Genomic DNA, 14,506 nt, shown 5'->3' on the forward strand with positions numbered 1-14,506 from the left:
GTCAGTTGACCGTGACCTGACCGAGGGCGGCTTTCGCCTCCTGGGCCTGATGCTGCGGTGCATACACTTGCTTGAAGCGTACCGGCGGCAGGTTGAACTGGCCCTTCTGCGAGAAGCGCACCAGATGACGCAGGCGCAACTCGCCACTCAGCGCGTCGACCGGCACCGCGTATGCCAGTTGTCCCGGTTCGAAACGCGCCTTCTCCAGCGCGGTCGGTTCGGTGCCGTCCTTGCCCTGCAACTTGATGCCCCACGTCGTGCGCTCAACATCCGCGCCCGGTGGCAGCGGCACTTCAAGCATGCCGTAGCGCAGCGGTTTCGGTGCCTTGCTGGTGAGGATCACCTCGTCCAGGTACAGGCTGTCGCTGGACAACGGTTTAGTGCCGACCGGCTCGAGTTTGAAGGTGAACGCTTCGTCGCCCGGCACCAGACGCGACAGGCGCCGGGTGATGGTCACGGCCATCGGATCGACCTGCGGCTGTTGGGTCTGGAAGCTCAGCGCTGCACGCAGCGGCCGCTCTTGCGTGCCGGACACGCTCAGCACATTCGGCAGCGGCGTCGCACCTTGCCATGTCCAGTACATCTCGCCGCTGGCCCCGTAGTTTTTCTTCCAGCCTTCACCCGGCATCAGCGCGATGGTCGGCGAGGCCTGAGCGATGCTGCGTTGCAGCCAGGTCAGCGCCAGTGCACGTTCCAGTGTCGATTGCTGCGGCAACAGACGTTGCAACAACGCCGTCGCGCGAGCCTGATCGAACGGTTGCAGCGACAGGTTCAGCGCTTCGACGAAGGGCTGCGAGCTGACCGCCAGACGTTGTTGCGCTGCGCCCAGTTGACGATTGAATGCCTCCGGCAAAGCAACTTTCGCCTGCGTCGCCAACGATGCAGTGAGTACCCGCGCCGTCGCCAGACCAAGTGCCGAATCCGGGTCGTTCATCACCAGACTGTCCTGGCCGTCGTCGAGCAAGGTTTCGGCACTGCCTTCACCGGCCTTGACCAGATCGTCGATCAGACCGCTGAGCAGGGTGTTCACTGGCAGCTGCATCTGTTTGGCGAACGACAGAATCAGCGCCCGCTGCAGCAATGGCGTATTCGGTGCTTGCTTGGCGTACACCTCGAGTACGCGCTGCCAGTGCTCCGGCGGCAGGGTCAGGTCGAGTACGCGGCTGGCATTCCAGTCAGCGTAATAGGCATAGGCGGTGAGAAATGCATCCGGCTCACCGTCGTAACCCCACCAAGTGAAACTCGCCGACGGCCCGGCCATTTGCACCAGACGCAGCCGGCTGTTCTGCATGATCAGGCGCAAGCGATCGCGAATCTGCGGGTTCGAGGCCAGCGATGGATAAGCGATGCTTAGCGGCAGCAAGCGACTGGCCGTCTGCTCGACGCCGCCGTACGGGTAGCTGAGCAGATCATCGAGGGCGGAACGGAACAGCGCTTGCGGACTGTCATCCAGACGCAGGCGAATATCCGTGGCATCCGCCGGCAAACTCAAGGGTGTATCGCCGCTGACCACATCGAGACTTTGCGTTTGCGTGACCTGCCAGCCTTCACCGGTGGCACTCAAGCGCACAGCCAGAGCATCGGCGACTTTGCCATCCTGCACCAGCTCCGCCGTCCACTCGCCAGAGGCCAAAGCGAACGCCGGCAGTGGCAGGTAATTGATGCCGCTGTTCAAAGTCACCGGCAGACGTTGTTCGTTACCGGCATAGTGAGTCACCAGTTCCGCCTTGACCGGTTTCTCCGCCTGACTGAAAGCGAACACGCCCAGTTGCGGCTGATCGCCCTTGCGGAATTTGCTCGGCCCGCTCCACTTCAGGTACAGCGGTTTTTCCGAACGCACAAACTGCTTCTTCTGCCCGACCTGACCGTCATCGGCAATCGCCCGCGCGGTGATGCGCCAGCGGGTCAGCGAGTCGGGCATCTTGAAGGTGAAACGGGTTTTGCCGTCGGCGCCGGTCAACAACTCCGGCTGCCACGCAGCGGTGTCGACGTCTTCACGGCGCGGACGCTCAAGCACTTTCACGCCGCGTTCGCTGCGATTGGCCTTGCCCGGTGCGCCGGGGCTGCCCGGCAATGCCACGTCGTAGCTGATGAATGACAGGCTGGCACTGGTGCGCACGTTGTTGCGCCGCGGATGATAGAAGAACTGGTCGATGCTCGGCGCGACTTCCGGTTGCAGCGCATAGACCATTTCGTCGACCACGCTGACCGTCAGATGCGCCGGAACCGCTTTACCGGCGAACTGAGTGGTCAGGTCGACCGTGACCGTATCGCCCGGCAGATACACCGCTTTGTCGGTGCTGATCGCCACGTCGATTTGCGGCGCGACCACTTTGATCCCGGCGTTCTGGAAGCTGTACTGACCGCCCTTGGTGTAGAGCACGGAGAAGGTCAGGTTCGGCGCGAAGTTATCCTTCACCGCAATGCGCGCGCGGTATTGGGTGTCGCTGAGTTTTTCCAGCTTCAACCAGTCAGCGCCCTTGGCCAGCAGCGCAGTGGCCTCGACCTTGTCGCGCTCCAGCGACAGCAATGCATCGCTGACCGGCTCAGGGAAGGTGATCAGCGCCAGCGCTTCTTCGCCCGCCTTGTACTCGGGCTTGTCGAGGACGATTTCCACGGTACCCGGCACCGCTTTCACACCGTCGCCGGTGACCGAGTGGCCGGTGGCGCCGAGGACGCGACCGTGTTGATCCTTCAGCGTCAGGTTGTAGGTGCCCGGACGTTCGAAGGCGAGGCTGAAGCCTTTGTCCGTTGCGGCGAGTTTGCCTTCGCCGGTGCTCTGATCTTCCAGGCGCACCCAGGCGTAGCTGCTCGGCGTTACGGCTTTGCTTTGTTCGGTGCCACCCTCATTGGCGTAGCTGAAGGCAACCTTGTCACCGACCGCGCTGAACCGCTGCGGCGCGCTCAAGCGGAAACTCGCCGCACCACGGTCGATGAGGATTTCCTTGGTGGTCTTGACCCGATAAGCCGCGCCGTCGCTGGCGAACACGGTGAGCATGTAGCGGCTCGGTTTTTCCGCCGCTGGCAGATCCAGTGTCGCGTTGCCCTTGCTGTCGGTGGTCAGTTCGGTGCTGGTCAGCTCCACCGGGAATAGCCCGAGGTATTGCAGCTCGTTGTCGACCATCGACAGTTGCTGGGCGCGCAGGCTCAGGCTTAATTTGGCGTTGGCCACCGGTTTGCCGTCGGGGTAGAGCAGCACCAGACTGCCTTTCACCGGCTCACCGGTGCGGTAATCCTGCTTGGCCAGATTGAGCGAAATTTCGAAGTGCGGCTTGATGTATTCGGCAACGCGGAAAGCACTGCTGTAGGCCTGATCCTTGTAGTTGAAACGGATCTCGTAACCACCGGCCACGGCGTTATCCGGCAACTGGAAACGGCCCTGGGTACCTGCTTTCGAATCCAGTTTCAGATCGAGGGTTTGCAGTTCGGTCCCCGTGGCATCAAGCACGCTGACACTGACATCCGCCGCGCCCGGCAGCACCGAATCACGGGCATTCTTGAACTCGCGACCGACGATTTTCAACGACACCCAATCGCCCGGACGATACAGCGGCCGGTCGGTGAAGGCGTAAAGTTTGGTGTCGTAGATTTCGCTGTCGTAGTAGAAGTTTTCCGAGACGAACACGCCGCCCTCTTCGTCCTCGCCGATGACGAACGAGCGCTCCGGGCTGACGTGTTTCAGGCGCAGCAAACCGTCGGCATCGGTAGCACCGCTGCTCATCACGCCGAGGCCATCGGTCCACAGCACATTGACCTTCGGCACCGAACTGCCTTCGTGCTTGCGCGCGGCCCAGACCAGCAGTTCATCACCGGCAATCTTGCTCACTGCGACGGTGTTGGAGACGAAAACCATGGTGGTCGCGCGGTACTTGCCGATCAGCGCTTCAACCAGATACAGCCCCGGCTTCAGGTTACCCAACGGGATGTAAACGTTGCCCGGCGCGACGCTGACGAAGTCACTGGACGAGCCGGCCAGATTGACCCCGGTCGGTGGCTGGATCGGCTTGGCCTGCCACAGTGGATAACGGAACTGGCTGACCACCGGCAGACCCGGGATCAGCGCGAATTGCGGCTGCGCGTCGTACGGCGTCGGCGCCACCATGGCCTCGCCCATTTTCAGCTCCGGCACTTCTTCTGTGACCTGCTTGCGCGACTCGTAGGAGAACGCACGCTGCATCACCCGCCGGGATTTGCGATACCAGTTGTCCCACAGATAGGCGAGAGTGTTGGACAGACCTTCGCCCTTGAACTGGCCGTCGCTGACGACGCGATGCAGGTTCTTCTGGCGCTTGAGGAAATCCAGCGGCTTGTCGATGCGATATACGCGAATGTCGGCGCCGCCGTACGGCTCCATACGAAAGCGCCGGTAGTCACGACCCGGTGCTTCAAGGCGGACCATCGCCTGCTCGTCGCTGGCAAAACTGCTGTCGGCGAGCAGGAAGAAACTCTCACCGGCGACCGGCGTGTAATTGCTCGGCTCCACCGAGTCTTCGGCGTTGACGCAGGAAAACGGCAGCAACAACGCCAACAGCAAGGAAATTCGCGAACAGATACGCAACATGCGGGCACCGGTCATTGGGAGAGAAAGTTCAGTCGATAGACGCCGATGAAGTTGGGGTTGGCTGCGTCGGGTATCCATCGGGTGTCCTTCCATGTCATGAGTTGCTGCAGGCTTGCCGAACGCATGCCGTTATCAGTGGGGGTGGTGGTGCCGGTGTGATAGGCGATGTAGCGGCCCATCCAGATCATCAGGTGCTGGTCGTCGCCCTGATCGAAAAACATCAGGTCACCGGGCCGCGCCTGCGACACATCGCGGCCGACCAGATGGCTGTTGAACTGAATAAGTTTGATCGCGTTGACGTACGGCCCGACCTTGCCGCCGCCCTGCTGCCACTGTTGCGCGAGCTTGCGTTGCTCGTCGCTCAGCGTCAGTTCCGGCGGCAGATAGCGATTGGACAGACCATTGCTGCGCAGCCATTTGTCGTCGTGGACTTTCAGCGCTTCGTTGGCGGCAAAGCGCACCAGCCCGGCGCAGTCCTGCTGATACCAGCGCGGGCTCGGGCCCTGGCTCAATTGCTCTTGAGCAATACGCACAAACCAGGCGCGAAACACCTGGGATTGCGCCGGGTCGAGCGCCGGCGCTTCAACCGCGCGGGCGCCTGCGCTGAGCAACAGCGCGAGCAGGCCGAGGCTGCGGATCAGTGCGGTCACAGCGCTTTCCATTCCAGCGGCAGCCATTGCCAGTGGCCATCCGGCTCACTGCCTTCGGGCAGGGTCAGGGCATATTTGCCGTAACCGCCAAGGGTGCGCAGTTTCGGCATCAGGTAGGTTTGCGCAGCGTTATAAAACACCGGCTCCATGTCCTGCGGCAGGCTGTCGAGGGTTTCGCGCTGCATCAGTTGCGCCATCGCGTCCGGGCCGAAGTAGATCGGCATCAGTACGTCTTTTGGCAAAACGTCGGCCATCGGCGGGAAGCGTTTGTCGAGGGTGCCGAGGGCTTTGTCGACGAGTTTGTCGTCGAGGGAAAACAGCAGCGTCGAGCCGTGACGGGCAAGGCTGACTTTCATGAACGCCTTGCCGGAAATCGCCTCCGGGTTTTCAGCGGTCTTCGCCGCGTATGGCCCGAAACTGGAACTGACCTGACGCTGCCAGACGTGGCTCTGGCCTTCCTGCTTGTCGATCACCGGGAATACGCTTTCGGCGACGTTAGCTTCGAACGCGCCGACCATCGAGCCGAACAATTTGCCCAGATCACCGTCAAGCTTGCTGCTGTCCTCGTCTTTGAGGCTGGCGACCAGCAGCGGTGTGTACAACCGCGAATCGGCGTACCAGCACAGGCCGGCCGCGCCAGCGACGTGTTCGGTCAGCGTTTGCGCAACAGCTTCATCGGCACCGAGCTTGATTAATATCGGTTTCTGCGGCTCGGCCGCCACCGGCAGGGTCACGCAAGCGCTCGCCCCCAACGGCATCGCCTGCCAGACCGGTTTGAAATCGAAGTCCGGCTGGTTTTCCAGCTCATCCATGGCCAGATAGCTGTGCCAGCCCTTGTCGTCCATGTCGAAACGCAGTCCGGCGAAATTCGGGATGAAGCGCTGATAGCCCATGGCGAGCACGCTGGAATTGACCGACAGACGCTGCTTGGTTTCCGGGTTTTTCGCTGGCAAGCCGAACGCTTCGGGGAAGAGCTTTTCACCGTTGAGCAACGCCGCCAGCGCTTGCGCGGAAACGCGGCCCGACTCTTCCGAGACGCCGCTCTCGGGGTCGTAGTACTTGGCTGGATTGGACAACACCACCAGCTTGTCGCCGCGCGACGCGAACAGCAGTGATTTGCTGGCGTTGTAGCTGAGTTGATACAGCGGCACGTCATCGCCGCCGACTTTGAGAGTGCCGAAGATGCTGAGCTGGGTGTCATCCAGCGCCACTTTCGCCAACGGCTCGAGCAGCTTGGCCAAGCCGCCGCGATCCATCACCAGCAGGAAATCCTTCAAGCGGCCATCCGCACCGCGCCACAACGCCACATCGGCCGGTTGATCAAAAAGCTGCTCGATCAGGCTGTCCTGCAATTTGAGGTCATGCTCGTAGATGATCCGGCGCAGGCTGCCGATCAGGCCGAGACGGTCAGCGTGGGTTTCGTAATAGAAAACGAAATCCTCGGTCAGTGTGGCCTTGAGGAACGGCACCGTCAGCAGGTCCTTGGGCAACTGGCTCAGTGAACGTGTTTCGAGCAAGGCGTCCGGACGGCCGAGGCCGAGCTTGTCACTGGCAAGTGCCGCCGGCGGCGCTTTGGGCTTGAGCAGCAGCCAGCCGAAACCGCCCGCCACACCGGCCACCAGGCACAGGCCGAGCACGACCAGCGGCCAGCGCCGCGAAGGTTTGGCCGCCGGTGTCGCGGCAGCTGGAGTCACAGTGTTATCGCTCATGTTCACAACATCCGAGTTCATCCGTGGCGGGATGCTTAATAGTTGAAAGTCTTGACCAGCAGCAGATCACCGATCGCCCGCAGGGGCACGATGAAGGTTTCGCGTTTTTCGTCGACGGTGTTTTCGTTGAGCACCAGGGTGATCTGCGAGGTGATCACCTCGTTCTGGTTGCTGGTTTCCTCGAAGTTATAGCCACCATCGCCGTAGTTGCCCCAATAGTTGACGTAGACCAGATACGTGCCGTGCAGCGGCGCGGTCATGGTGAACATTTCCGGGCCGGGGCCGTCGACGCCATCCGGGTCGAGGCCGCCGCCATTGCTCAACGCCGGCCGTGCCCAAAAGGCATGCTGACCGTCGGGGGTGACAATATGCAGATCCAGCTCGGCTTTCGGGTCGTCCCATCCCAAGACAAGACGAATCTTCGCCGGCGTGCGCAGATTATTTGCTTCATAAAATTGCACGCGCTTGAGCGACTGCCCTTCGGCGCTGATCACTTCAACGCTGTTGGAACCGGCGCCGAAGGCGTAAGGCCGGGCGAAACGCCCATCGTCGTCGGTGTACAGATTCAATGGATTGCCGTTGACGGCGAGGCTGTGCGGCGGACGCATGTGCCCCAGAGCCTTGAGCTGGCCCTGGATCATCGTGCGATTGCGCTGGATGCCGCGATCGATCGGCGGCGTCGGGTAGGCGACCTGCGGATTTTCCGAGCGATCGAGCAGGCCGTGATAACGCCAGCCGCCGACCGGCTCGGACAACTGCGCAGTCGGCGCGGCCCACAGCGCAGGCGCGCAGGCGAGGCCGATCAGCAGCAAAAGAAATGAACGCATGTGACGCCTCCTGCCATGCCTTGAACGAAACCTTGCACCCGATCCTCGGTACTTCACAGCGGTGAACTGCGTTTCGTCTGAATGCCCCGCAACTGTCGGAGCCGTAGAAGCGGCGAAGAGTAGCGATTCGGCAGTTTTTTAACAATCGGATACATGTGTGAGTGCTGTAGGAATCTCGCCATCCGGGTAGACGATGAGCCGAATAGTCGGCATATTCGGCTCACCAAATGAGCCGAATAGCGTTTTTATTCGGCTCACGCTTCTACGACAGGTGATCAATGACCGCACATTGGATCTGGCAACAACCGGATTGGCCCGACTTCAATTGGCAAGCCGAGCGCCTCGCCCCGCTGCTGCGCGAGTGCGTGCAGACGCAGGGCCGACTCTTGGGAATGGCCGGCTCAGTGGGCGATTCGATGAGCGCACAGAGCGAGCTCGATGCGTTGCTTCAGAACATCGTCACCTCCTCCGCCATCGAAGGTGAGCAACTGAATGTCGGCTCCGTGCGTTCCTCTCTGGCCCGGCGCCTGGGTCTGGAATGGACTGATCGCGATAGCGTCAGCCAGCGTAGCGAGGGCTTGGCGCAATTGATGCTCGATGCCACCCATGGCTTCGACGAGCCGCTGACTCTGGCCCGATTGCTGGAATGGCACAGCTGGCTTTTCCCCGCTGAGGAAGCGATGTTCAGCGCGCGGTCAATACTCGTCGGTACCTTGCGCGGCGACGAACCGATGCAGGTGGTGTCCGGACGACTCGACCGGCCAACGGTTCACTTTGAGGCGCCACCGCGCCAAGGGCTGGAACAGCAAATTGAGCGTTTTTTGAGCTGGTTCGAAGCCAGCCGCGATCAGGTTTCGCTGGATCCGCTGTTACGTGCTGGCATCGCGCATTTCTGGTTTGTCACTCTGCACCCTTTCGACGACGGCAACGGTCGTCTGGCCCGCACCATCACCGATCTGGCGCTGGCTCAAGGCGAAGCGCAGGCGATCCGCTTCTACGCGATGTCCGCAAGCATTCTCGAGGATCGCGCCGGTTATTACCGGATTCTGGAGTCGAGCCAAAAGGCCACGCTCGATATCACCGAATGGCTGACCTGGTTTTTGCAGACACTGCTGCGTAGCCTGCAGCAAGCCATCACCCGGATAGATTCGGTGTTGGGCAAGACCCGCTTCTGGCAGACGCACCGCGAGTCCGACCTTTCAGCGGAGCAGATCAAAGTGCTCAAGCGCTTGCTCGATGGCGGTGAGCGCGGTTTCGAACAGGGCCTCAGCGCAGGGCAATATCAAGCGGTTGCGAAAGTTTCCAAAGCCACCGCGACGCGGCATCTGGCGGAGTTGCTGGAGAAGGGCTGCCTGCAACGCCTGCCGGGCGGCGGACGCAGTACGCGTTACAAAATCAACTATCCGGATTGAATCGCCGACCGTTATGGAGAGGCTTGGCGACGGCCCGCTCATTTGCCCATACCCCCCCTATCTGCTAGTGTCGCGCCGGTTTAACGTCTACCGGAAATTGCCGCCATGGCCCGCAAAAAAGCTGCACTGGATTTCGAACAATCCCTCGCCGACCTGCAAACACTGGTCGAGCGTCTGGAGAACGGTGAGTTGTCGCTGGAAGACTCGCTGACCGCTTTCGAGCAGGGCATCGGCCTGACCCGTGACTGCCAGGCGGCGCTGGCCCAGGCCGAGCAGAAAGTGCAGGTGCTGCTGGAGCGCGATGGCGAGCTCGCCGAGGAACCCTTCGACGCGGATGAGCCAGAATGATCGCGGCGTATTCGGCGAGCAGTCAGGCCCGGGTCAACGCGGCGCTGGAGACGCTGTTCAATGCGCCGCTGCCGGAACTGGCGCGGCTCTACGAAGCAATGCGCTACAGCGTGATGAACGGCGGCAAACGCGTGCGCCCGTTGCTGGCTTACGCCGCGTGCGAGGCCCTCGGTGGCCAGGCCGAACAGGCCAGCGGCGCGGCGTGTGCGGTCGAACTGATCCACGCCTACTCGCTGGTGCATGACGATTTGCCGGCCATGGACGACGACGATCTGCGTCGCGGCCAGCCGACCACTCACAAGAAATTCGACGAAGCCTGCGCGATCCTCGCCGGTGACGGTTTGCAGAGCCTGGCCTTCAGCGCCCTGCTCGACCCGCGCCTGAGCGATTGCAGCAGCGACATCCGTCTGCAGATGGTCACGGCGCTGGCCCATGCAGCCGGTCCGGCGGGCATGGTCGGTGGTCAGGCCATCGATCTGGGTTCGGTCGGCCTCAAGCTCGATCAACAAGCCCTCGAACAGATGCACCGGCACAAGACCGGTGCGCTGATTGAAGTCAGCGTCAGGCTCGGCGCCCTGGCCAGCGGCCGCGCTCAGCCGGATCAGCTTCAGGCGTTGCAGACTTATGCACAGGCCATTGGTCTGGCCTTTCAGGTGCAGGACGACATCCTCGACGTGGAAAGCGATACCGCCACCCTCGGCAAACGCCAGGGCGCCGACATTGCCCGCGACAAGCCGACCTACCCGGCCCTGCTCGGCCTCGACGCGGCCAAGGCCTACGCTCTGGAACTGCGCGATCAGGCCCTGCAGGCGCTGCGACCGTTTGACGCGGCAGCCGAGCCGTTGCGCGAGCTGGCGCGGTATATCGTCGAGCGACGCAACTGACGGCGTATCGGCCAAAAAAGACCAACGCGTGGGCAGGGGGCGATGCATCAGGTAAACTGCCGCATCTTTTATACCTATAACGATTCGCCTGATGCCCACGACGTTTCATGAGATTCCCCGCAAGCGCCCGACCACGCCCCTGCTCGACCGCGCGAACACGCCGGACGGCCTGCGCCGGTTAGGCGAAGCCGAGCTGGAAACCCTGGCCGATGAGTTGCGCCTGGAATTGCTCTACACGGTCGGCCAGACCGGTGGGCATTTCGGTGCCGGCCTGGGCGTGATCGAGCTGACCATCGCGCTGCATTACGTTTTCGACACCCCGGACGACCGTCTGCTGTGGGATGTCGGGCATCAGGCGTATCCGCACAAGATCCTCACCGGTCGCCGCGAGCGCATGGCCAGCCTGCGTCAAAAGGACGGCATTGCCGCGTTCCCGCGCCGCTCCGAGAGCGAGTACGACACCTTCGGCGTCGGCCACTCCAGCACCTCGATCAGCGCTGCGCTGGGCATGGCCATTGCCGCCCGTCTGCAGGACAGCGATCGCAAGGCTATCGCCGTGATCGGCGACGGCGCGCTGACCGCCGGCATGGCTTTCGAGGCGCTGAACCATGCGCCGGAAGTCAACGCCAACATGCTGGTGATCCTCAACGACAACGATATGTCGATCTCGCGCAACGTCGGCGGGTTGTCGAATTATCTGGCGAAGATCCTGTCCAGCCGCACCTACGCGAGCATGCGCGAGGGCAGCAAGAAAGTTCTATCGCGCCTGCCCGGCGCCTGGGAAATCGCCCGTCGCACCGAAGAATATGCCAAGGGCATGCTGGTCCCCGGCACCCTCTTCGAAGAGCTGGGCTGGAACTACATCGGCCCGATCGACGGCCATGACTTGCCGACATTGATCGCGACGCTGCGCAACATGCGCGACCTCAAAGGCCCGCAGTTCCTGCACATCGTCACCAAGAAAGGCAAAGGCTTCGCCCCGGCGGAAGTCGACCCGATCGGTTACCACGCGATCACCAAACTCGAACCACTGGACGCCCCGGCCGCCGCGCCAAAAGCCGCCAGCGGGCCGAAGTATTCGGCGGTATTCGGTGAATGGCTGTGCGATATGGCGGCGGCTGACGCGCGTCTGGTCGGGATCACCCCAGCGATGAAGGAAGGCTCGGATCTGGTGGCGTTCAGCGAGCGCTTCCCCGAGCGTTATTTCGACGTGGCGATTGCCGAGCAGCACGCGGTCACTTTCGCCGCCGGCATGGCCTGCGAAGGCGCGAAACCGGTGGTGGCGATCTACTCGACATTCCTGCAACGCGGTTACGACCAACTGGTGCACGATGTCGCGGTGCAGAACCTCGACGTGCTGTTCGCCATCGACCGCGCCGGCCTGGTGGGCGAAGACGGCCCGACCCACGCCGGCAGCTTCGACCTGTCGTACCTGCGCTGCATCCCGGGCATGCTCATCATGGCCCCGAGCGATGAAAACGAATTGCGCAAGATGCTCACCACCGGCCACCTCTACAACGGTCCTGCGGCGGTGCGTTACCCGCGTGGCAGCGGCCCGAATGCAGTCATCGAAAAAGATCTCGAAGCGATCGAAATCGGCAAGGGCATCGTCCGTCGTCAGGGCAGCAAGGTCGCCATGCTGGTGTTCGGCGTGCAACTGAGCGAAGCCTTGAAAGTCGCCGAGAAACTCGACGCCACCGTGGTCGACATGCGTTTCGTCAAACCGCTGGATGAAGCCTTGGTGCGCGAGATCGCCGGCAACCACGAGTTGTTGGTGACCATCGAAGAGAACGCAATCATGGGCGGCGCCGGCGGCGCGGTCAGCGAATTCCTCGCCCGCGAGAACATTCTCAAGTCGATGCTGCATCTGGGCTTGCCGGATATCTATGTCGAGCATGCGAAACCGGCGCAGATGCTTGCCGAGTGCGGGCTGGATGAGGCCGGGATCGAAGCGTCGATTCGCCAGCGGCTGGCATTGCTCAACAGCTGACGCAAACCCGTGTAGGAGCTGCCGAAGGCTGCGATCTTTTGATCCTGCTCTTCGGCAGCTTCGGAACTTTGAAAAGCAAAATCAAAAGATCGCAGCCTTCGGCAGCTCCTACATGGTTTTGCACAGACCATAGATTGCCATGAACCTCTCCCGCCTCGCCCTGCCCTTCCTCCTGCTGCCAACCGCCAGCGCCCTTGCCGATACATTCGAACGCGATCAGGCGCTGAAGCTGCCGGACATGCTGATCAGCGCCAACCGTCAGGTCGAGGCGCGCAACGACAGCAGCGCCGCCAACACCGTGTTCACCCGCGAAGACATCGATCGCCTGCAACCAAGCGACGTGCCCGATCTGCTGCGGCGCGTGCCCGGCGTGCAAGTGGCGCAGACTGGCGGGCGCGGCAGTCTGCCGGGGATCTACATTCGCGGCACGCAATCGGCGCAGAGCCTGGTGCTGGTCGATGGCCAGCGCATCGGTAACTCGACTTCCGGCGACAGCAACCTGCAACATCTGAACATCGAGCAGATCGAGCGCGTCGAAGTGCTGCGCGGTTCACGCTCGGTGATCTACGGCAGCGACGCGATTGGCGGGGTGATCCAGATCTTCACCCGACGCGGCACCGAGCAAGGCTTGCAGCCACGCCTGCATCTGGGCTTCGGCAGTCAGCAGACCTGGGAACGCAGCCTCGGCTTATCCGGCGGCGACGAGAAAACCCGCTTCAACCTCGGCGCCAGCCTCGACGAAACGACCGGGCTCGACCGTACCCACGAGTCGTATCCAAGCGACAGCGACCATGACGCCTACCGCAACAAATCCCTGAGCCTGAGCCTCAGCCACGCGCTGACCGATGACGTCGAAGTCGGCGCCAATCTGCTGGATAACCGTGGCAGGAGCGAATTCGACAACCCGTTCGGCCGCTTCGACATGGACACTTTCGAGTCGGTGCAACAGCAGCCATACAGTGATTTCAATGTCAGTAGCATCAGCAGTTATGTCGATGCGCGGGTCAACGAAACCTGGAAAACCCGCATTGAATTCGGCCACAGCGAAAACCGCGAAAAGACCTTCGACAAGCTCAGCGACGAGCGCACGGTGTTCAACACCTATCGCGACTCGGTGAACTGGCAGAACGACCTGACGCTGGACGCGCGCAACAGCCTTATCCTCGGCGGCGACTGGTACGAAGACCGGGTCAACAGCAGCACTGCGTTTGACGAGGACAGCCGCTGGAATCGCGCAGCGTTCATCCAGCATCGTTATCAGGCCGACAGTTTCTCCACCGAGATCGGCCTGCGCCACGACGACAACCAGCAGTTCGGCAGCCAGAACACCTGGAGCGGCACTTTCACCCTGCCGCTGAACCCGGACAACGACGTGCTGCTGAGCTACAGCGAAGGTTTCCGCGCGCCGACCTTCAACGACCTGTACTACCCGGATTTCAGCAATCCCGGCCTCAAACCGGAAACCTCGAAAAGCTACGAACTGCAATGGCGCAGCCAGTTGAGCGACAGCGCGCGCCTGGAAGCCTCGATTTACCGCACCGACCTGGAAGACGCGATCATCTTCGGCAGCAACTCACGCCCGCAGAACGTTGCGTCAGCCCGGATCAATGGCTTTGAAGCGGCACTGAAGCAGGAGCTGTTTGGCTGGCAGAGCAATCTTGGCGTGGCGATCATTGATCCGCGAGATCGCGATACCGGGCACACACTGGCACGGCGTGCGCGGCGCACGGCCAGCTGGGATGTGGATCGGCAGTTCGATCGCTTGGGAGTGGGCGCCAGTTGGCAACTGGTCAGCGGCAGTTACGACGACCTGAACAATACCCAGGCGCTGAGCGGCTACGGCACGCTCGGGCTGCGCAGCAGTTGGGCGCTGAACCGTGAGATCAAGCTGGATCTGAAGGTGGATAACTTGCTGGACAAGGGCTACAGCCGAGCGAACTACAGCTATGACGGCGCGCAGTATGGCTATCGTGAGGAAGGTCGGGCGTGGATGTTCGGGGTCACCTGGACCCCGGAAATTCGCTGAGATCCAATGTAGGAGCTGCCGAAGGCTGCGATCTTTTGATCCTGATTTTCGGCGGCTCCGACACCGCCAAAACCAAAGTCAAAAGATCGCAGCCTTCGG

At 61.9% G+C, this 14,506-nt stretch carries 9 protein-coding genes; 5 read left to right on the forward strand and 4 right to left on the reverse strand.

Annotated elements, in window-relative coordinates:
* Position 1: 1 nt before the first annotated feature.
* The 4 genes from ND528_RS23990 to ND528_RS24005 are packed head-to-tail and all read right to left on the reverse strand — an operon-like array spanning position 2 to position 7,747.
* Positions 2-4,576 (reverse strand): alpha-2-macroglobulin family protein, encoded by a 4,575-nt coding sequence (locus ND528_RS23990; protein ID WP_263471365.1) that lies wholly within the window; start codon positions 4,574-4,576, stop codon positions 2-4.
* Complete coding sequence (locus ND528_RS23995; RefSeq protein ID WP_263471389.1) at positions 4,573-5,223, reverse strand: DUF1175 domain-containing protein; 651 nt, start codon at positions 5,221-5,223, stop codon at positions 4,573-4,575. The genes ND528_RS23990 and ND528_RS23995 overlap by 4 nt, the downstream gene beginning before the upstream one ends.
* Entirely contained in the window at positions 5,208-6,920 is a 1,713-nt protein-coding gene (locus ND528_RS24000) for a DUF2138 domain-containing protein (protein ID WP_263471366.1), read from the reverse strand. Before ND528_RS24000 ends, ND528_RS23995 begins: the two co-directional genes overlap by 16 nt.
* Positions 6,921-6,955: 35 nt before the next feature.
* Positions 6,956-7,747: a YfaP family protein gene (locus ND528_RS24005; RefSeq protein WP_263471367.1), complete on the reverse strand. Its 792-nt coding sequence runs from the start codon at positions 7,745-7,747 to the stop codon at positions 6,956-6,958.
* A gap of 278 nt (positions 7,748-8,025) precedes the next feature.
* Between ND528_RS24005 and ND528_RS24010 the strand changes: the two genes are divergently transcribed.
* From ND528_RS24010 to ND528_RS24030, 5 genes are all read left to right on the forward strand, one after another.
* Positions 8,026-9,159, forward strand: a complete 1,134-nt coding sequence (locus ND528_RS24010; protein WP_263471368.1) for a Fic family protein — start codon at positions 8,026-8,028, stop codon at positions 9,157-9,159.
* Positions 9,160-9,264: 105 nt separating this feature from the next.
* Positions 9,265-9,507, forward strand: coding sequence for an exodeoxyribonuclease VII small subunit (locus ND528_RS24015; RefSeq protein WP_016772991.1), 243 nt, complete (start codon positions 9,265-9,267; stop codon positions 9,505-9,507).
* On the forward strand, positions 9,504-10,391 hold the full coding sequence (gene ispA / locus ND528_RS24020; RefSeq protein WP_122705939.1) for a (2E,6E)-farnesyl diphosphate synthase: 888 nt from the start codon (positions 9,504-9,506) through the stop codon (positions 10,389-10,391). The genes ND528_RS24015 and ispA overlap by 4 nt, the downstream gene beginning before the upstream one ends.
* A 91-nt stretch (positions 10,392-10,482) precedes the next feature.
* A complete protein-coding gene (gene dxs, locus ND528_RS24025) occupies positions 10,483-12,381 on the forward strand; it encodes a 1-deoxy-D-xylulose-5-phosphate synthase (RefSeq protein WP_263471369.1) in 1,899 nt (632 codons plus the stop codon).
* A gap of 139 nt (positions 12,382-12,520) precedes the next feature.
* Complete coding sequence (locus ND528_RS24030) at positions 12,521-14,407, forward strand: TonB-dependent receptor domain-containing protein (RefSeq protein ID WP_263471370.1); 1,887 nt, start codon at positions 12,521-12,523, stop codon at positions 14,405-14,407.
* Positions 14,408-14,506 lie beyond the last annotated feature (99 nt).

Origin of the sequence: Pseudomonas mercuritolerans (genome assembly GCF_025706525.1) — a bacterium.
Lineage (GTDB): Bacteria > Pseudomonadota > Gammaproteobacteria > Pseudomonadales > Pseudomonadaceae > Aquipseudomonas > Aquipseudomonas mercuritolerans.